Source organism: Phyllobacterium chamaecytisi (genome assembly GCF_020164455.1).
Lineage (GTDB): Bacteria > Pseudomonadota > Alphaproteobacteria > Rhizobiales > Rhizobiaceae > Phyllobacterium > Phyllobacterium chamaecytisi.
In genome coordinates, this window is the sequence record NZ_JAIQWW010000012.1 from 32,033 (window position 1) to 50,669 (window position 18,637).

Sequence of the window (18,637 nt, forward strand, 5' to 3'; positions counted from 1 at the left end):
GGGTTTGGGTGAATGGCAGATTTCGTTGCGGTATTGAGAAAGACAATTGACGGGCTGGCAGACCCAACGCCAGCGCTACGGCAGCGTGTGTATGCGAAAGCTCGTGCAACGATTGAGCAGAAGCTTGTAACGCTGAATGCTCCAGAGGCCGTGACCACACGTCAGATAAAGGCGCTTGAAGACGCCATTGCCGAGGTCGAGTCCGATTTTGCGCCTGCAGTCGAGGATATCATACCCGAGCCCACTCCGGTTTCGTCGCCTCCACCCATTCCAACACCTGTATCAGTACCGGCATCGGCAACTTTGGCGCCCGCTGCTTCGACCAAATCTGCTGCGCCCTCCTTTACCAAAGTCGAAACTCAGCCGGATGCACTGGAAGACTTTCTGTCAAGCCACGATGCGGGCGGATCAACACGTGGCGAGAAAGACAATCATGACGGCTTTCCCGTAGCCAGGTCGTCTGTGGATTCAGGACGCGGTCCTGAGGAACAGGATGATGATCTGCGCATCGCCACCGAGGATCGCTCTTCAGGCGATTATGGTGTCTATACGCGCGGTCCCCTTAAACGACCGGCGCAACGACGTTCGCTGGTGCCTCTGCTTGGTATAGCAGCGTTGCTACTGATCATAGCTGGCGCCGGTTATGCGGGCTGGAACTATCGCGACCGAATTGCTCAAGAGGCGACTGCCTTAAAAACCTACCTGGCCAATCTGACCAACAGGGATACGACGCCGGCCAAGACCGCGACGAACGAGCCAGCCACTCCAGCATCACCGGCCAAGCCGGCTCAGCCCACGCCTGGTCCGTCATCCAAGCCCGAGACCGGTGAGCCAAAGCCTGAACCAAAGCTTACTCAACGTCTCCTCCCGGACGGCCAAGAGATTAATCCTGGCCCTGCGAATGACACTCCTTCATTGGGAGAGGGCACTTCCGTAGCCGCGTCGACGCCGGATCAGCCGGCACAGCCACCTCAGGCGCAAGGTCAGGAGCAAGCCGCTGGCCAATCACAGCCACCTGCGGCTCTGCCTATCGGCCAGAAAGCCTTCTTCTATGAAGAGCGCTCCGGGCAGGATGCAGGGACTGCCGATGCAGGCGGTGTAGTCTGGTCTGTTGTTCAAGAATCTCCTGGCAATGATCTTCCGCCGGAGCCGGCCATCAAGGCTGACGTCGCGATTCCCGACCGGGGTATTAATCTGCGCATGATCATACGGCGCAATGGCGATAAGTCCCTTCCCGCCAGCCATCTGGTGGAGATGATCTTTACCGTGCCGGAAGGCTTTCCAGGCGGATCGATCGATAATGTCTCGCGCATGACCTTCAAGGACACCGAACAAGCTCCGGGAAGCCCGCTTGTCGCTATTCCGGCCAAGATCGCCGATAATTTTTTCATCATTGCCATGAACGACGCAAAGACAGCCGTCGACACCAACATGTCACTGATACGGCGCCAATCGTGGATCGACATACCTATCGCCTATAAGACGGGTAGGCGCGCCCTGATTACGCTTGAGAAGGGCTTACCTGGTGAGAAAGCGTTTGATGAGGTTTTAAAGTCCTGGGCCGCGAAGGCCGGAGGCTAAGCAGACGCAAAAAAAGGCCGCCTAGGCGGCCTTTTTGAACCGGCAAACCAGTTCAGCGCGCGTCAGAACCCGTCGAAACGAGTGCCTTTTGCTGCCTGATAGCTGCCGCCTTAACGGCGTCCTGCACTTTTTCAAACGCGCGAACTTCGATCTGGCGAACACGTTCGCGGCTGATGCCGAACTCCGTTGAAAGATCCTCCAGGGTTACAGGATCATCGGCAAGGCGCCGTGCCTGAAAGATGCGACGTTCGCGGTCATTGAGTGACGACATCGCCCCCGTGAGCATCTCACGGCGATTTTCCAACTCGTCTTGCTCGATCAGCATCGTTTCAGCGCTGTCGTGGTCATCGACAAGCCAATCCTGCCAATCACCACCGGCTTCACCATCGGAAGAACGAATTGGCGCATTCAACGACGCGTCGCCAGACAAGCGGCGGTTCATCGAAACCACCTCTTCTTCAGAAACACTGAGACGTGTGGCGATCTCCTTGACTTGTTCAGGATTGAGATCGCCGTCATCGAGCGCCTGAATTTTGCTCTTCACCTTACGAAGGTTAAAGAAAAGACGCTTCTGGTTTGCGGTCGTGCCCATTTTGACAAGACTCCACGAACGCAGGACATATTCCTGGATCGAAGCCTTGATCCACCACATCGCGTAGGTGGCAAGACGGAAGCCGCGTTCCGGTTCGAAGCGTTTTACGGCCTGCATCAGACCTACGTTTCCTTCGGATATAACTTCGCCGATCGGCAGGCCATAGCCGCGATAACCCATTGCAATTTTGGCAACGAGACGCAGATGGCTTGTGACAAGCTTGTGCGCCGCTTTCGGATCGGCATGCTCAAGATACCGCTTGGCGAGCATATACTCTTCCTGCGGTTCGAGCATCGGAAAGCGACGAATTTCTTCTAGGTAACGGGTCAACCCACCGTCACCACCTAAAATACTTGGAAGATTTTGGGCCACTGAGCACCCCTCCTCATTTTGGAATAGACCCCCATTATCGGCAGGTCCGCATCGACTGCCCACCCAATAGCTTGGCGCGGACAGATTAGCGCTATCAATATATAGGTATCATTTTGTCAAAAACACGGTGCATTAAGCAGCGAAACAATCCGTCACATAAATGTGAACAATAAGGTCAGGTTTTAGCCTCGTTTAACGAACTCCCAACCGCGCCAAAGGTTCCGTCGCGCCAACTATATCATGTTCTTTCCCGAAAAGCCTTGATCAATTCGGCCATGTCCTGCGGTGCTGGTGCTTCAAACCGCAGAAGCTCGCCGGTCGATGGGTGCTCGAAAGCAAGAAGCCTGGCATGCAGTGCCTGCCGGGTGAACCCTTTGACAATGCTTTGCAAGGGTTCGTCGAGCTTGTTGGCCTTGGTTTTGTAAGAACTGCCATACTCCAGATCGCCTACCAGCGGGTGTCCCGTATGAGCCATGTGGACGCGGATCTGATGCGTTCTGCCGGTCTCCAGGCGGCACTCCACGAGCGATGCGAGAGCGGTTGCATCCTCCTTGGCAGCATATCGCTCCTTAACCTCGAAATGCGTCACTGCATGACGGGCGTCCTCGCGTTCTTCATGGACAACAGCTTGCTTGGTGCGATCTCGATGTGATCTGCCAAGCGGAGCATCGATCGTACCAGTTGTCCGATCAGGTGTTCCCCAAACAATGGCGAGATATGCGCGTTCCAGATCGTTTGTGCGTCCGTGATCAGCAAACTGAGCGCTGAGATGGCGATGAGAGAGATCGTTCTTGGCAACGACCATGATGCCGCTGGTTTCTTTGTCGAGGCGATGTACGATGCCGGGCCGCCTGACGCCGCCGATGCCAGACAGTGTATCGCCGCAATGGTGGATCAACGCATTGACCAAGGTACCAGTCCAATTGCCATTTCCGGGATGGACCACAAGGCCGGCAGGTTTGTTGATGACGATGAGGTCTGCGTCCTCGTAGAGTATGTCGAGTGCGATATCTTCGCCCTTGGGAGCCGCATCTTCAGGCTCGGGAATCTCGATTGTAACGCGAAGACCCTCGCGCAACTTGTGTTTGGTCTCGCGGATTGGTTTACCGTCAATGCTGACCTGGCCTCCGCTGATGAGCGATTGGATGCGATTGCGGGAAAGATCTGGCGTCAGCTGTGCCGAAAGCCAGGCGTCCAGTCTCTTGCCGCTTGAATCAGTATCGGTAATTAGCTCTTTCAAAACCTCGGTCCCTTCGTTACAGGAGGCTTGGTTTGAAACCTCGGAGAACACTATTTATGGCCAACATCAACCCGGACATCGATGGGGACGAACAGCCCCTTGATCCGGCAATGGAACGGGTCCGGCGCAAGATGATCCGGCTATTGGCTGTTTCCATCGGTATCATGGTGATCGGTCTTATGGCGGTGCTGGCGGCCATTGTCTACAAGATTAGCCAGCCGGTTCCTGAAGTCGCTACGGCTGTTCGTTCCGAGGTTCTTGGACAACCTCTCGGTACGGCGCTGACCGGAGAGGCCATAACGCTCGATCCAGGGACGCGGATACTTTCCCACAATCTAGCAAACAATACGCTTTCTTTGGAAACGAGGTTGGCTGACGGAACACGGCAAATCCTTCTCTACGATATTGCAACCAAACGCGTGGTGGCACGAATTTCAGAAGCCGCTGGCAATTGAATGGGCGAGGGGTGAGTTGAAAGCCGATGAGAAATCATTATTGCACTTTGCCGTACGCTTGATTATACCCCCTCATAGCTACCTGCGACGCGCCCATCGTCTAGCGGTCAGGACGGCGCCCTCTCACGGCGCAAACAGGGGTTCGATTCCCCTTGGGCGTACCAGTATATCCGCATATCATTACCTTTGTGCGCGAGGATGTTCGAACCGCATTGTGAAAGGCTGCGCTTTATGAGGTTGCCTCGGTTTGAAATCCTGACCAAGATCCGGCGGTCTGTGATTTACTGGATTTTGCGACCCCGTGCGCCCACGCATCCGGTTGAATTCGCGGGACCAGTCGTTGTCGTAGGGTCGGCACCCGTTTCGACGGTTCCCGCCGGCTTCGGCACACAGTTTCATGTGATCACGGTCAACGGTTCGCAAAGCATTCTGGACAAGTGGGGAGTTGACGTTCCTGATGCGACCTTCATGCAGTTCAATCAGGTCGAGGGACAAACGACCAACGCTTTGCACGTTCGCAAGGTGCTTGACGGCAAACGTACGCGGCTCCTCTACGTCGTACGCTGGCCTAAAAGCTTGGACCTGCTTAAACAGGGGCTCGCCGCGTTCAACTATTCTTATGACGACGTGAAGGTGATCAACCGCTTCAAGCGCATGGCAATGTATGAGGCTGTCATGGGAGGCCTCAATGTCGAAATCGACGATAATATGAAGTTCTCAAATGGGATTACGGCAGTCTTTTATGCCATTCTGAGCGGAGCCAAGGTTGTAATCATCAGTGGGATCAATCCCGATTCGTCAGGACATGTTTACAACGACGCTAATCTGAAACGTTTGCACGCGGGTACCGACAAGCAAATACTACAGATGCTTATCGATCGAGGATATCCGATATACACCGCTGACCACGAAGTCGCCAAAAACTCCGGCCTTCCCTTATGGACAGACGCGACTTTCAGCAGATTCAATGCGGTAAATGCGGACGCATCGCTTGGCGCTTAGCAGTTTAAACCGCGCGCCATATCAACGCGGTTTATTATTGCAAATCCGGACTATCTGAGATTCAGATCGTTTTCCAATTCGGATCGACCGCGCTGGCGGCCGCGCGCCACTCGTCGGCGTAGTCCACATTTTGCCAATCCTTGAACCAAGGTCCGCCATTGGTGAAGTGGACAGCGTTTGGATAACCGTCCGCCGGCTTTTCGTTCCAGCCTTCCAGCCAGTTCCATTCAACCGGAACTTCGCCAATTTCGTTGTCTTGCGCCCATTGCATCCGGTGCAGATAAGCACCGCTCTCCCGATTGATAAGTTCCGGGGTGAGTTGGCGTGTCGACGGGTGATCGCAATTGAATAGCATGAAGGATGACCAGTTTTTGCGCGGATAGCTGGTCTGGACTTTGCCGTCCATCTTCGTGCCTTCCTTCGGCGTATAGTCGTGCTTGACACAGACCACCGCTTTCGTTTCATCTCGGTATTCGAGCAGTTTCGCCACATCGCCGAAAAACAGGAAATCACAATCGCAGAATAGTGCCCAACCCCTATAGCCGGCGAGCCAAGGCGTGAAGAAGCGAGAATAGGTGAACTCAGTCGAGGCGAGGGGGTCGATGTCACGCGTATACGCGCTTTTTTCCACAAGCTCTTCCAACTTGATCGGAATTACTCGAACGGGGATGGTCGCATGTTTCAATACAGTGCTCTTGGCGACCTCATAGGCGATCGGTTCGCGTGAGTCCCATCCCACATAGATATCAAGTTCATTCTGCATAATGCCTCGCTTTATATTCTGAGAGTCAGGGTAGGGTTTTAAACCAAATGCGGAAAAGGAAAACCCCTCATTGCCGCCAAATTGCGGCACACATTCCGGCTTTCAAGTCAGTAATGCCGGGCGCCGGCGCTCATCTGGCTGCACTTGACCTTCCACACGCGCAAGTTTAATCGGTCGGCCTCCTGGGGTCACACTCACCAAAGAACTGACTCTCGTTCAAGGCGGAACCACTGTTGAAACGACACCAATCTTTCTTGTTTCCAAGACCGGAAATTCCCTTTCCATACCGTCCTGACAGTCCAGTCGCTTTCCCGAGCAGTCGAAGCCAGTCCTTGCTCACGCGTTGGCGCAACTTCAATGTAAAGAAGCGTCATGACCCGGTTCAACTATTGTCTTTAAGGAAAGGCGACATCCGCCGGCTTGGGCCGAAAGACATACCACTCATCTTTCTGACGCATAACAGCATTCAGTTTCTGCCGTCGTTCCTCGCACACTACCGCAAATTGGGAATAACGCGATTTTTGTGCGTGGATGACCAATCGACAGATGGTACTCGAGAAAAACTGCTCGACGAAAATGATGTCGATCTCTTTGGTTCGAATATCCGGTATCGCCAGGCAAACGGCGGCAATCTTTGGCGTGAGGCTCTGGTCCGGATTTATGGGACCAAGCGCTGGTACATGAATGTCGATTGCGACGAGTACTTTATTTACGACGAGTGTGAGACGAAAAAGTTGCCCGAGCTAATTGCGGGATTGCAAGCAAAGGGAGTGCTGCATTGCCCGGCACCGATGATCGATTGCTATCCATCGGCCTCGCTCAAGTCTGCGGTCTTCGACGGCTCCTCGGACGTCATGCCTTGGGAGATCGCCAACACCTTCGACCGGCAAGGGTATCGGCTGTTCCGCACCAACTCGGCCATGTCGATGATGGGAGGGCCAAGAGAGCGGTTGTTGGACTATCCCGAACACTACGATGAATTGATGAAATACCCGCTGCTCTACGTGGAACATGACATCGCGTTTACCATCAGCATCCACAAGCCATGGCCATTCCACCGCAACTTTTCTCCCATCTACGGCTCACTGCTGCATTTCAAATTCTTCAGTGAAACAGAAGAGTTCGTAAAAAAGGCGATAGAAGGCGGCCAATACTTCAAGGGTTCTCGCGCTTACAAGACCATGCTGGAGGCAATCACGGCTGGCAGGCTCGACAACCTTACTTCGGATGTCTCCGTAAAGTTCGAGAACTCGAAGCAGTTGTCCGGTCTTGGCTTCTTCAAAAGCGTGTTTTAGATTTCACGCGTCGGCTGTGCGGGCGCGCTTCTTCCTCACCTCGGCCATTCGGGGTTTTGTTTCGAGCCCGCTCTTGTAGAGATTGTTTCGGTCGAGAACCTTGACGTCGCGCTCACCGCATAGGGCCATCGTAATATCGAGCTCCTTGCGGATGATCTCCAATGCCTCGGTGACGCCTCTTTTTCCGCCGGCACCCAGACCATAAAGAAAGGCTCGACCGATATATGTGCCCTTGGCCCCGATGGCGAGCGCCTTCAACACGTCCTGTCCAGATCTGATACCGCCGTCGAAGTGCACTTCAATCTTGTCGCCAACGGCGTCGACGATATCTGCAAGAACCGATATGGACGAGGGTGCACCATCAAGCTGGCGGCCACCATGATTGGATACGATTATCGCATCGGCTCCAGTCGCCGCCGCCATTTTCGCATCTTCGACATCGAGAATGCCTTTGATGATAAGTTTGCCACCCCACCGTTCCTTTATCCAGGTGACATCGTTCCAGGAGAGGCGAGGATCGAACTGTTCGGTTGTCCAGACTGACAGGGATGACAAATCGCCCACGCCTTTCGCGTGGCCGACGATATTGCCGAATGTACGCCGATTGGTCCTGAGCATCTCCATACACCATTGTGGACGAGTGGCCATTTGCCAGATGTGTTTCGGTGTAAACTTGGGGGGTGCAGAAAGACCGTTACGCAAATCCTTGTGGCGCTGACCCAGAATCTGCAGATCAAGCGTCAGAACCAGGGCCGAGCACTTGGCAGCTTTGGCGCGGTCGATCAAATTATAGATAAAGTCGCGGTCGCGCATCACATAGAGCTGGAACCAGAAAGGTTTGGTTGTAACCGATGCGACATCCTCGATTGAACAGATGCTCATTGTTGAGAGCGTGAACGGAACGCCGAATTCTTCGGCCGCCTGCGCCGCCAGCATCTCGCCATTTGCATGCTGCATACCCGTCAAGCCGGTTGGTGCGAGAGCGACAGGCATGGAAACTTTCTGACCGACCATCGTACTTTCGAGGGTACGGTCGGTCATGTCGACCGCAACACGCTGGCGCAACTGGATCTTGCGGAAATCCTCTTCGTTCGCGCGATAGGTGCTTTCCGTCCATGCACCGGAATCGGCGTAGTCGAAGAACATTTTTGGTACGCGCCGCTTGGCGATTTCTTTCAGATCGGCAATTTCAACTGTCTTTATCATGTTCCGTCCCGCAGCAATGGTGCGATGGTTTTCACACCAATGCATCCAAAAAGGCAAGCGCCAACTCACGAAATGACCACAGATAAAGGCATACTTCATAAGCAAATGGTTTGTCTTTAATGCCCGAGTATAGCTATTGTCCTAACTCGGTCTGGAAGCACTCGACAGGATACGATTTGATGGAAAAACAACCTCTCCTCTTGCTTGGCCCTCTCATGCCTTACCTGACGGAGGAGTTGGAGAAGCGATACGCAATTGAAAAGCTCTATGAGGAAACAGACGCTCTGGGCTTTCTGCAGCAAAATGCAGAACGCTTTCGCGCGGCGGTCACGAGTACGTTCACTGGCCTCAAGGCGGATATGATCGATTTGCTGCCTGCACTCGAGATCGTTTCTTCGTTTGGTGTCGGCACGGATTCGCTCGATATTGCATACGCAGAGACCAAGGGAATAAAGATTGCCAACACGCCGGATGTTCTTAACGAAGACACGGCAAATATGGCGATCACGCTTCTGTTGGCTGCGACCCGCGACATCGTTGCAAATGATCGGTTCGTTCGGGAGGGACGCTGGGCAAGAGGGGAAACACCACCCCTGGCGTTGGGAATCGAAGGCAAGAAGATCGGACTGGTGGGGCTCGGCCGGATTGGTAGCGTCATCGCAAGAAAGTTGACTGCTTTTGGTTGCGAGGTCGTCTACCACACGCGCAACAAGAAACACGACGTCTCATACGAGCACTACAGCGATTTGGTCGAAATGGCCCGCAGGTGTTCTGCCTTGATCGCAATTTTGCCCGGCGGGGATGCAACGAAAGGTGTCATTTCGCGCGAGGTCCTGCAGGCGCTTGGCTCCGAGGGAACCTTTGTCAATATCGCACGCGGCACCGTCGTCGATGAAACTGCCTTGGTCGAGCTTTTGCAATCGGGAGAACTGGGGCGCGCGGGCCTCGACGTGTTCGTCGACGAACCGAACGTTCCCGAGGCACTGTTTGCACTGAATAATGTGGTGCTGCAGCCGCATATGGGAAGTGCCACGGTCGAAACGCGCAAGGCGATGGCCGACCGTGTCGTTTCCAATCTGGACAACTACTTTTCAGCCAGGTGAAGCCGCTGGCGATTATCCGAATACAACCGTCTTGTGACCGTTGAGCATGACGCGCGATTCAAGATGTTTCTTTACTGCCCGCGCCAGCACGCGGCTTTCGATGTCGCGGCCAGTGGCGACAAAGTCCTCGGCGCTCATGGCATGGGTAACGCGTTCGGTCTCCTGCTCGATGATGGGACCCTCATCGAGGTCAGGCGTCACATAATGCGCTGTCGCACCAATAAGCTTCACGCCGCGCTCGAAAGCTTGGTGATAGGGCTTGGCACCCTTGAAGCTCGGCAGGAACGAATGGTGGATATTGATGACTTTGCCGAACAACCGTTTCGACAAATTGTCTGACAGGACCTGCATGTAGCGGGCCAGAACAACGAGGTCTGCGCCCGTGTCTTTGACGATCTTGAGCAGAGCCTCTTCCTGCTCGATCTTGTTGTCCTTGGAGACCGGCAGGACGTGATAAGGGATGCTCTCATGTTCGGCAAAGCGACGGCTGTCCTCATGGTTGGAGACGATCGCAGCAACATCGGCGTCCAGCCAGCCAACCTTGATCTGGTAGAACAGATGCAACAACGCATGGTCGAACCTGGATACCATGATGATGATCTTCGGCTTTTTCGATTGGTCAACAAGGCTGGTTTTCATGTCGAAGCGCTGAATGGCGGGTTTCAAAGCCCGTTCGACATCATCCTTGGTTGTGCCTTCGGCCGCCGTGAAGGCGATGCGCATGAAGAAGCGGTTCGTCTGTCTGTCCCAGAACTGATTGCTCTCGGCAATATTCGCGTCCATGCCGGCAAGCTCCGTCGTTACCGACGCAACGATACCCGGTCGATCTTCACAGGAAAGGGTAAGAACATAATTTTTGTCTGGCATGATAACTCCGGGTGCAGGCGATCTGATCTTGCAGGATCATAGTGAGCGGCATTGAAAGGCGTCGATACAAAAGCGAAGCGCTCAGTCCTTTTTCCGGCATGGACCCCAGTCGGATAATGAACGGCTTTCTGTTCAACTTTCGGGCTTGGTTCCATACCAGCGGGGCGTATAGACCCATTTGCCGCCGTCCCTGCGTTCAAAACTGCGCGTGAGCGATGATCCGACGATGATCACCGTTCGCATGTCCACCTGATCGGGGGTTAGCTCGGCAAGCGTGATGACACGCAAGGTTTCCGCAGGCCGGCCGATATCACGGCCAAGGACGATAGGGGTATCAACATTCCGGTACTTGCGCAGGATATCGATGGCGCGTGGCAATTGCCAGGGACGATGCCTTGAAATCGGATTGTAGAAAGCCATCGCAAGGTCCGCTTCGGCCGCCAATGAAATGCGTTTTTCAATGATCTCCCAGGGCTTCAGATTGTCGGAAAGCGAAAGAACACAGAAATCGTGACCGAGCGGTGCGCCGCTGCGACTGGCTGCCGCCAGCGCAGCGGAAACTCCGGGCAGGATTTCCAGCTCCACCGCGTGCCAGGAAGCATCGACAGATTCGTGCAATGCCTCGACCACCGCAGTAGCCATGGCAAAAATACCTGGATCACCGGAAGAAACCATCACGACGGACCGGCCCGTTGCGGCGAGCTCGAAAGCGCGTCGCGCGCGCTGCATTTCCTCGCGATTGTCGGTCATATGCAAGGTTTGGTCTGAGCGGAAAGGTCCCGCCATGCGGACGTAGGTTTCGTAGCCAAGCACATCGTCGGCGTTGTTCAATACGCGTTTGACCGCCGGAATCATGAAATCGGGGTTCCCTGGCCCTAGACCGACCACTGCGAGTCGCCCATGCTTGTGGCCAGCAAGGGTGGTAGCTTCCGCGGAGGACACGCTCTTGGTATCTGTCGGCTTGCGTTGAAAAACCAGATCGCCTTTGTGGGGTGCAACATCCGAAGACGTCACCAGAATGCGCAGTTCCGCGTCGTCATCCAGAGGAAGGTTAGCGTCCTGAAGCCAGGGCGCGTCCCCCTCTATTCTAACAGTTTTGCCTCCAAGCAAATCAGCAATGAATGTCTTGGCGTCCTCGGGATTTTTCAATTCGAAGCCCGGGGGAGGATTGAGCAGACAAGTGCCGAACCGCAGTTCACCTGATGTCGTTATTGCTGGTGAGACCTCGAGAATAGCTGCAATCTGCCGGGCAAGAACGTTCACGCCCGTTGTGCCACCCAAGAGGGGAACAACCGCACTGCCATCGTCGGCTATCGCCAGAACGGGCGGTTCGGCTCCCTTGTCACCAAGAACCCGGGCGAGGGAGCGGATAGTAATGCCGGCGGCGCAGAGAGCGATGACTGCATGACCGTTCTGATAGAGCTGTCGGACTGTTTCGCCGAAGTTCGTGTAGGAGAAATCGGCGCCTTCGACACGGGCTTCCAGCCCATAAATAGTTACTTCTGGCATGCTCGCTTTGATTCGCAATGCGGTTTTCATGCCGAGCGCCGAAAGGACCAATATGGCTATTGGATATGTCATCCGGCGCTACCCGCCCATTTTTCTCCCGGCACGAGAATCAATGAGAAATAGGGCGAGGATTCCGGATCGACTTCAGCCAGTGGAATGATGCGTTGTGCCTCCATCGTTGCCCGTTCGACATAAAGCGCCCGATCGAGCAGGCCAAGATCCTCGATTACACCGCGCACTTTCGCGAGGTTTTTACCAAGCTTCATGATCGCTGCGGCTTCGGTGGCGGCGAGCCGGGTCTTCAAATCTTGTGCAGAAAGCACTCCGGAAAGAACGGTAAGCGTCTGATTACGATAAACTAGGGGTGCACCAAGCACGGCGGCTCCGCCCAGGATGGAACAGACACCTGGCACGACTTCGGTTTCGTAGTCTTCAGCCAGTCTGTCATGGATGTACATGAAGGAGCCGTAGAAGAATGGATCCCCCTCGGCGATGACCGCGACATCCGTTCCCGCGTCGAGATGGGTACGCAAAAGCGTAGTTATCTCGCCGTAGAAATCGCTGACGATAGCATCGTAATTCATATGAGCGGGTAGTATCTCCGTCGTGACTGGATAAATCAGCGGGACGAGGAGTTGCTTGTTATCGAGATAGCGCTCGACGATAGCTAGGGCGTTGCCCTTCTTGCCTTTGGCTGCATGATAAGCGACCACGGGGGCAGCCTGAAGCAGACGCAACGCCTTCAATGTAATGAGTTCAGGATCGCCGGGACCAACGCCCAGTCCAAAAAGTCGCCCGGGATTCGGCATTATTCTTTCTCCGAAGCGAGAGCATTGATGGCTGCAGCAGCCATAGCACTGCCGCCGCGGCGGCCGTGCACGACGACATAGGGAATCCCACGACTGTCCTCGGCAAGCGCCGCCTTGGATTCCATCGCGCCGACAAAGCCGACTGGAAAGCCGAGAATCAGCGCCGGTTTTGCAGAACCTTCGTCGATCATTTCGAGCAATCGGAAAAGGGCAGTGGGCGCATTGCCGAAGGCAACAACTGCGCCCGGTAGGTATGGGCGCCATAGTTCCAACGCTGCGGCGGAGCGGGTATTTCCCATGTCGAGCGCCAATTTGGCAACCGAGGGATCTCCTAGCGTGCAAATCACCTGATTTCCGGCCGGCAGACGCGACCGTGTGACACCCTCCGCAACCATACGTGCGTCACACAAAATCGGTGCGCCGCTCAGTAATGCATTGCGACCAGCCGCTGCGGCACCCTCGGAAAACGCCAGATCCTGTATCACATCGACCATGCCGCAAGCATGGGCGACGCGCACGGCCAGCTTTTCCAGATCGGCTGGAATGCCCTTCAAATCGGCTTCGGAACGAATGATAGCGAACGAGCGATCATAGATCGCCTGACCATCGCGGATATAGTCAAGCATATAGTGGCCCCCCGGAGCCGGAATTCTCACCGATCAATTCGGCAGCTTCGTCGATAGTGACATTGGCAGCCAATAGCTTGCCAAAACGCGACGGTCCATTGGTCGCGCACAGAAAGATGTCGTAACGTCCGGCCGCAGTTGCCACGAGCGTGATGGGTTTTGCCGAGGGCGACGCACAGGATTTGCTGCAACCACTCATATGGATTGGCGGAACTGCCGGACTACTCTGTAATAGTGACGCCAGCTTCAGCCCGTCTGACTGGGTGGCCGCCAAAGCCGAACCGCATCCCGCCGACCCCGAACAGCTGATCATCGTCGCAAGAACCTTTTTAGGATTGGTGACAAGTCCGAGTGCTTCGAGCGCAGCGAGCGTAGTTTTTGCATCGTCGATTGAAACTTGCGGCAAGAGAACGCTTTGCCAGGGCGTCATGCGTAGTTTTCCGTTGCCATACTTGGCGGCAAGTTCCGCAAGCGATTGCAAAAGGTACGGATCAAGGCGGCCGAGTAGAGGCATGGCGCCCACGAAACAGTTTGAGTTGTCCACTTCCGGCCAGAGCCCAAGATGGCCATTTTCCCGGGCAGGGGCTCTGCGCCAGTTCGCAATCTTCTCACTTCGCAACGGAGCTCCGAGGCGCAGTTCGAGCTGGTCTACGAGATAGTCTGCCCCCGTCTCGCCTATCATATGACGCAGGCGCGAAGCTTGCGGGTGTGCACGGCGCCATTCGATGAAGATATCGAGAATGCCAGTGATAAGCCCCAATGCTTGCCCGGTTGCAACGCTGCCTAGAGCAGGCTGAGCATCGGCTTGTGTGGGCGGCACACCTGCAACGCCGAAGGCGAAGCGCGGCGCACTACTTTCCAGATCGATAGGACTGAGCCAAAGATCATGGGGGTGATCAACCATCGCAACGCTTTCGCCTCCATCAATGAGAATGGAAAACTTAGGCGAAAGAGTCTGGTAGAGCAGATTCGTCTGCAGGATCGTCAGCACGCGCAAGGCCAATGGCCGCACGTCCAGCCTCGTCCGGTCAAATCCGGCAAACGGGCTGATCATGACATTGCGAACGTCATCGCCTCGGTCGTTCAATGGGCCGAGCCCTGCTTCCAGCAAAGCCGTGATTAACGATTCTTCCATTTCCGGACGCACACCGCGAATTTGCAGATTGGCGCGATTGGTGATTTCGATCGTGCCGTTGCCGCAACGCTGTGCCGCATCGGCGACGCACCGCGCCTGCACTGCGCTCAGATCGCCAAAGGTCAGTTTCAAACGGCAGATACCGCCGTCGAGGGCCTTTGCCATGCGGAACAACCCCGGGCAGGCAGAGCGCCGCGCCTCGACGGTTGATCGTTGGATAGTGGTTGTCAGATGGCTCATGGCGTTGTCGGTTTTACAGGATGCCTCGGGGCGTGCCAACCTTTCTCGTAGCGCCCCGCTTCGTTGACCCATCAAGCGGTTTGGGGCATGCATGGTGGGCACAAAAGGATGGAATGTATGATAGCGCGGTGGCTGACGATTATCGGGATCGGCGAGGATGGATATAGTGGTCTCGGTCAGAACGCCCGTGATGCACTGGCAGGGGCCGTAACGATTTTCGGCGGCAAGCGCCATCTGGATTTGCTGCCCAAAGGGCTGACTGGTGAACGCATCGCATGGCCCAGCCCATTCTCAGATGCGTACCCCATGCTCCTTGCCTCGCGCGGCCAGCCTGTCGCTGTGTTGGCCAGCGGCGATCCGATGCATTTCGGCATGGGCGCCACTCTGACGAGATATCTCGCGGCCGATGAGATGCGAATAATTCCGGCTCCTTCATCATTCTCGCTGGCGGCCGCTGCCATGGGCTGGCCGATACAGGAAACACAACTGCTGAGTGTTCATGGCAGGCCAATCGAGACGTTGTTCAAGGCGTTCGCGCCAGGGGCAAAGTTGCTCATTCTCAGCAATGATGGCGGCACACCTGCCCAGGTTGCGCAGATGCTGAGCGACGCTGGGTTCGGCTCAGCGCGATTAACCGTGCTGGAGCATCTGGCGGGTGCGACGGAGCGGCGAATTGACGGGACTGCAAATGCCTGGAACCATCCTCGCTGTGCCGATCTCAATGTGCTTGCTGTGGATTGTGGCAAAGCGATGCCACCAGCCCGGCTTTATCCTATGCTTGCCGGTCTGCCCGACGAAGCGTTCGAACATGACGGACAATTGACCAAACGGGATATCCGCGCCATTACTCTGGCGCGTCTTGCGCCGCTCCCGGGCGAACTCTTATGGGATGTCGGGGCGGGTTGTGGCTCGATCGGCATTGAGTGGATGCGCGCACACAACTCGTGCCAGACCTTGGCAATTGAAGCCAATGACAAGCGGCAGGATTTGATCCTGCGCAACAGCCGGGCATTGGGTGTGCCGGACCTTCAACTTGTACGCGGTGAAGCACCGGCGGCTTTGCAGGGGCTTGCAGAACCCGACGCCGTTTTCATCGGTGGCGGCGTTACCGATGAGGGGGTAATGGAGGCGTGCTGGGAGGGCCTCAAGCCAGGTGGGCGCCTGGTTGCCAATGCTGTGACAATTCAGAGTGAAATGGCAATCGTTGGCTGGCGCTCCGCCCATGGCGGCGAACTCACAAAGCTTGCTGTTTCGTACGCGCAACCTCTCGGTGGTTTCGATGCTTGGCGTTCTGCCCTGCCAGTTACTGTCTATGCGGTTCGCAAGCCGATGTGATTGCGCGTTCAATGCAGGAAACATTACGAGTATTTACTGGCGTTTTGCCTTCAATAGGGGAACCAACATCGCAGTTTTAAGGTTGGTGTTTTCTTGCCGGAAAGGAATCTCTCATGGAACTTGATCCTCAGAACGCGTTTTCCGCAATTCAGACTGGTATTCGCGAGGCAAGCGCCCTTGTTGTTGCTTACGCGTTCTCGGTAATTGGCGCGGTTCTCTTGCTGATTATCGGATTCGTCGTTGCAGGTCTCGTCGAGCGTTGGGTCTATGCCGGGCTTGGGCAAGTCGGCGGCTTCGACCTGACATTACGCCGCTTTTTTTCCAAGATCGCGCGCTATGTGGTGCTCGGCCTTGTCGTGGTTATGGTGCTCGGTCAATTCGGCATCCAGACGGCCTCGGTTATTGCCGCCATCGGTGCCGTTGGCTTAGCAATCGGGCTGGCTTTACAGGGAACTCTGCAGAATATCGCCGCAGGCATCATGCTGTTGGCGCTCCGTCCCCTTCGCATTGGCGAATATGTGGAGGTGGGCAGCATAAGCGGTACAGTCGAAGAAATTGGACTCTTTGCGACGCGATTGCGTGCGGCGGATGGCATATACATCCTTGCGCCAAATTCGACGCTTTGGACCTTGCCCGTGAAAAACTTTACCCGAAACGGTATTCGTCGCAATGACATCACAATTACTGTTTCCAACGAGGATGATTTGGACCAGGTGCAGAAATCCTTGATTGAGCTGACTGAAGCCGACAAGCGAGTCAAGAAAGACCCGACTCCTTCAGCCTTTGTGGCCGAGTTGGGTGATGCAACCGCAGCAATAACATTACGCTACTGGACTTCAGTCAACGAATATCAGTCTGCCAAAGCCGATCTTAACAAAAGCGTGCGGGCTACGATGGCAGCTAAAGCAGAGTCGAATCGCTAATTTGGCGAACAACCAGACAACAACGCCTCGTTGACCCCGGACATCAAAAAAGGACCGCTTCGACTACAGATCGAAGCGGCCATAAACTTAGTATAGGGCATATCACTACACGATATTGCATTTGCTTTGCAACTGCAAGTACCGCTTTCGAATGAATACAGCACGGACGCTTTCTGGATCGTTCCTTGACCGAAAAATGTGGTGGAAGGCAGTATGGTGATCCCGACTGGATTCGAACCAGTGGCCTACAGATTAGGAATCTGTCGCTCTATCCTACTGAGCTACGGGACCAACTGACCTGACATACTGTTTTTCGCGGCGGTCGCCAAGTCTCAAGATCAGTGGAAATTTCCAGCAGTCCGGTGCCAATCAGGATGACGGGGGGAGAGCTGCTTCGGCCAGCTGCACCCAGTAACTGATGCCGTGCGGGATTGCATCGTCGTTGAAATCATAGGAGGGATTGTGCAGCGAGGCGCTTTCACCATTGCCTATGAAAATAAACGCGCCTGGACGTGCTTCCAGCATGTAGGAGAAATCCTCGCCGGCCATCATGGGCGCGACTTCCTCGTTGACCGCATCATTTCCAGCGACCCTGCGAGCGGTATTAGCCGCGAAGTCGGTTTCTCGAGCATGGTTGAACGTTACTGGATAGTTGCGGGCATAATTGACAGTTGCGGTTGCGCCCAAAGCTCCGGCAACGCCTTCAGCGACCTCGATCAGGCGCTTTTCGGCAAAGTCGCGCATTTCTGGGCGCAAGGTGCGAACGGTGCCAGCGAGTTCGGCCCGTTGAGGAATAATGTTATGGGCATCGCCGGCATGAAACTTGGTGACGGACAGAACGACAGAATCAAGTGGGTCTGTACCGCGCGAGACGATGGTTTGCAGGGCATTGACCAATTGAGCGCCGATGACGACGGGGTCAATCGTCCGGTGCGGCTGCGCTGCATGGCCGCCGCGACCTTCGACAATGATGGTGAACTCATCCGTTGCTGCCATTATCGGGCCCTTGCGAATGGCAAACTGACCAATGGCAAGTCCGGGAATATTGTGCATGCCATAGACTTCCGATATGGAGAAGCGCTCCATCAAGCCGTCCTTGACCATTTCACGGCCACCGCCACCGCCTTCTTCCGCGGGCTGGAAGATAACCGCGATTGAACCACCAAAGTTACGGGTCTCGGCCAGATATTGCGCGGCACCCAAGAGCATTGCGGTGTGGCCATCATGTCCGCAGGCGTGCATTTTGCCGTCCGTACGGGATGCCCAGGGCTTTCCGGTAATTTCAGTGAGTGGCAGCGCATCCATATCGGAGCGCAAGCCCACAGTCGGACCTTCGCCATGACGCCCGCGAATGATTCCTACGACACCGGTACGCCCAATGCCGGTCTCCACCTCGTCGCAACCGAATTGTCGCAGCTTTTCTGCAACGAACCGCGCTGTCTCGTGCACATCGAACATTATTTCTGGGTTCTCATGCAGATGACGCCTCCACGCGGAAACCTCGTCCTGCATTTCGATCGCGCGATTGAGCAAAGGCATTCGAGGGCAACTCCAAAATCCAGGTCTGACATTTCAGTGAACAGA

At 55.3% G+C, this 18,637-nt stretch carries 17 protein-coding genes and 2 tRNA genes; 8 read left to right on the forward strand and 11 right to left on the reverse strand.

Annotated features, from left to right (window positions below):
- The first annotated feature begins 12 nt into the window (after positions 1-12).
- The gene (locus LB462_RS18230) at positions 13-1,581 is read left to right on the forward strand and encodes a transcriptional regulator (RefSeq protein ID WP_224510936.1); all 1,569 of its coding nucleotides are present in this window, start codon (positions 13-15) and stop codon (positions 1,579-1,581) included.
- 52 nt (positions 1,582-1,633) lie between these two features.
- On the opposite strand, the gene rpoH is transcribed toward LB462_RS18230, so the two are convergent.
- Positions 1,634-2,545, reverse strand: a complete 912-nt coding sequence (gene rpoH / locus LB462_RS18235) for an RNA polymerase sigma factor RpoH (RefSeq protein ID WP_209999339.1) — start codon at positions 2,543-2,545, stop codon at positions 1,634-1,636.
- A 238-nt stretch (positions 2,546-2,783) separates the two neighbouring features.
- Positions 2,784-3,785 carry an RluA family pseudouridine synthase gene (locus LB462_RS18240; protein WP_224510938.1) on the reverse strand — a complete coding sequence of 334 codons (1,002 nt, stop codon included), beginning with the start codon at positions 3,783-3,785 and terminating at the stop codon, positions 2,784-2,786.
- 56 nt (positions 3,786-3,841) lie between these two features.
- Here LB462_RS18240 and LB462_RS18245 point away from each other — a divergent pair, with 56 nt between their 5' ends.
- The 3 genes from LB462_RS18245 to LB462_RS18255 all read left to right on the forward strand — a co-directional run bounded on the left by LB462_RS18245 (position 3,842) and on the right by LB462_RS18255 (position 5,242).
- On the forward strand, positions 3,842-4,240 hold the full coding sequence (locus LB462_RS18245) for a fimbrial protein (protein ID WP_224510940.1): 399 nt from the start codon (positions 3,842-3,844) through the stop codon (positions 4,238-4,240).
- An 89-nt stretch (positions 4,241-4,329) separates the two neighbouring features.
- Positions 4,330-4,404 (forward strand) — tRNA-Glu (locus tag LB462_RS18250).
- Between the two features lie 67 nt (positions 4,405-4,471).
- Positions 4,472-5,242, forward strand: coding sequence for a membrane-anchored protein (locus LB462_RS18255; protein WP_224510943.1), 771 nt, complete (start codon positions 4,472-4,474; stop codon positions 5,240-5,242).
- A 61-nt stretch (positions 5,243-5,303) separates the two neighbouring features.
- Here LB462_RS18255 and LB462_RS18260 read toward each other — a convergent pair whose 3' ends face one another.
- Positions 5,304-6,005, reverse strand: a complete 702-nt coding sequence (locus LB462_RS18260; protein WP_224510945.1) for a glycosyltransferase — start codon at positions 6,003-6,005, stop codon at positions 5,304-5,306.
- 527 nt (positions 6,006-6,532) lie between these two features.
- On the opposite strand from LB462_RS18260, the gene LB462_RS18265 reads away from it, so the two are divergent.
- Positions 6,533-7,300 (forward strand): glycosyltransferase family 2 protein, encoded by a 768-nt coding sequence (locus LB462_RS18265; protein WP_505483630.1) that lies wholly within the window; start codon positions 6,533-6,535, stop codon positions 7,298-7,300.
- 3 nt (positions 7,301-7,303) lie between these two features.
- Here the strand turns inward: LB462_RS18265 and LB462_RS18270 are convergent, their stop codons facing one another.
- Positions 7,304-8,506 (reverse strand): alpha-hydroxy acid oxidase, encoded by a 1,203-nt coding sequence (locus tag LB462_RS18270; protein ID WP_224510947.1) that lies wholly within the window; start codon positions 8,504-8,506, stop codon positions 7,304-7,306.
- 179 nt (positions 8,507-8,685) lie between these two features.
- On the opposite strand from LB462_RS18270, the gene LB462_RS18275 reads away from it, so the two are divergent.
- A complete protein-coding gene (locus LB462_RS18275; protein ID WP_224510949.1) occupies positions 8,686-9,609 on the forward strand; it encodes a 2-hydroxyacid dehydrogenase in 924 nt (307 codons plus the stop codon).
- A gap of 12 nt (positions 9,610-9,621) precedes the next feature.
- Here the strand turns inward: LB462_RS18275 and purU are convergent, their stop codons facing one another.
- The 5 genes from purU to cobG form a co-directional block, all read right to left on the reverse strand.
- The gene (purU, locus tag LB462_RS18280) at positions 9,622-10,476 is read right to left on the reverse strand and encodes a formyltetrahydrofolate deformylase (RefSeq protein WP_224510951.1); all 855 of its coding nucleotides are present in this window, start codon (positions 10,474-10,476) and stop codon (positions 9,622-9,624) included.
- A gap of 132 nt (positions 10,477-10,608) precedes the next feature.
- A complete protein-coding gene (cobJ, locus tag LB462_RS18285) occupies positions 10,609-12,057 on the reverse strand; it encodes a precorrin-3B C(17)-methyltransferase (protein ID WP_224510952.1) in 1,449 nt (482 codons plus the stop codon).
- On the reverse strand, positions 12,054-12,794 hold the full coding sequence (locus LB462_RS18290) for a precorrin-2 C(20)-methyltransferase (protein WP_224510954.1): 741 nt from the start codon (positions 12,792-12,794) through the stop codon (positions 12,054-12,056). Before LB462_RS18290 ends, cobJ begins: the two co-directional genes overlap by 4 nt.
- Positions 12,794-13,420, reverse strand: a complete 627-nt coding sequence (locus LB462_RS18295; RefSeq protein ID WP_224510963.1) for a precorrin-8X methylmutase — start codon at positions 13,418-13,420, stop codon at positions 12,794-12,796. Before LB462_RS18295 ends, LB462_RS18290 begins: the two co-directional genes overlap by 1 nt.
- Positions 13,413-14,795 carry a precorrin-3B synthase gene (gene cobG, locus LB462_RS18300; protein WP_224510965.1) on the reverse strand — a complete coding sequence of 461 codons (1,383 nt, stop codon included), beginning with the start codon at positions 14,793-14,795 and terminating at the stop codon, positions 13,413-13,415. Before cobG ends, LB462_RS18295 begins: the two co-directional genes overlap by 8 nt.
- A gap of 120 nt (positions 14,796-14,915) precedes the next feature.
- Between cobG and cbiE the strand changes: the two genes are divergently transcribed.
- Complete coding sequence (gene cbiE / locus LB462_RS18305; RefSeq protein WP_224511176.1) at positions 14,916-16,130, forward strand: precorrin-6y C5,15-methyltransferase (decarboxylating) subunit CbiE; 1,215 nt, start codon at positions 14,916-14,918, stop codon at positions 16,128-16,130.
- A gap of 113 nt (positions 16,131-16,243) precedes the next feature.
- Entirely contained in the window at positions 16,244-17,053 is an 810-nt protein-coding gene (locus LB462_RS18310) for a mechanosensitive ion channel family protein (protein ID WP_224510967.1), read from the forward strand.
- Between the two features lie 214 nt (positions 17,054-17,267).
- Here LB462_RS18310 and LB462_RS18315 read toward each other — a convergent pair.
- Together LB462_RS18315 and LB462_RS18320 are read right to left on the reverse strand one after the other, a co-directional pair.
- Positions 17,268-17,344: transfer RNA gene (locus LB462_RS18315), tRNA-Arg, on the reverse strand.
- Between the two features lie 78 nt (positions 17,345-17,422).
- Positions 17,423-18,592, reverse strand: a complete 1,170-nt coding sequence (locus tag LB462_RS18320) for a M20 aminoacylase family protein (protein ID WP_224510969.1) — start codon at positions 18,590-18,592, stop codon at positions 17,423-17,425.
- Positions 18,593-18,637 lie beyond the last annotated feature (45 nt).

Excerpts from the sequence above, each read along its gene's own strand:
- LB462_RS18230 (WP_224510936.1), top strand. The coding sequence starts at position 13 with ATGGCAGATTTCGTTGCGGTATTGAGAAAGACAATTGACGGGCTGGCA.
- LB462_RS18245 (WP_224510940.1), top strand. The coding sequence starts at position 3,842 with ATGGCCAACATCAACCCGGACATCGATGGGGACGAACAGCCCCTTGAT.
- LB462_RS18255 (WP_224510943.1), top strand. The coding sequence starts at position 4,472 with ATGAGGTTGCCTCGGTTTGAAATCCTGACCAAGATCCGGCGGTCTGTG.
- LB462_RS18260 (WP_224510945.1), bottom strand. The coding sequence starts at position 6,005 with ATGCAGAATGAACTTGATATCTATGTGGGATGGGACTCACGCGAACCG.
- LB462_RS18270 (WP_224510947.1), bottom strand. The coding sequence starts at position 8,506 with ATGATAAAGACAGTTGAAATTGCCGATCTGAAAGAAATCGCCAAGCGG.
- LB462_RS18275 (WP_224510949.1), top strand. The coding sequence starts at position 8,686 with ATGGAAAAACAACCTCTCCTCTTGCTTGGCCCTCTCATGCCTTACCTG.
- purU (WP_224510951.1), bottom strand. The coding sequence starts at position 10,476 with ATGCCAGACAAAAATTATGTTCTTACCCTTTCCTGTGAAGATCGACCG.
- cobJ (WP_224510952.1), bottom strand. The coding sequence starts at position 12,057 with ATGACATATCCAATAGCCATATTGGTCCTTTCGGCGCTCGGCATGAAA.
- LB462_RS18290 (WP_224510954.1), bottom strand. The coding sequence starts at position 12,794 with ATGCCGAATCCCGGGCGACTTTTTGGACTGGGCGTTGGTCCCGGCGAT.
- LB462_RS18295 (WP_224510963.1), bottom strand. The coding sequence starts at position 13,420 with ATGCTTGACTATATCCGCGATGGTCAGGCGATCTATGATCGCTCGTTC.
- cobG (WP_224510965.1), bottom strand. The coding sequence starts at position 14,795 with ATGAGCCATCTGACAACCACTATCCAACGATCAACCGTCGAGGCGCGG.
- LB462_RS18310 (WP_224510967.1), top strand. The coding sequence starts at position 16,244 with ATGGAACTTGATCCTCAGAACGCGTTTTCCGCAATTCAGACTGGTATT.
- LB462_RS18320 (WP_224510969.1), bottom strand. The coding sequence starts at position 18,592 with ATGCCTTTGCTCAATCGCGCGATCGAAATGCAGGACGAGGTTTCCGCG.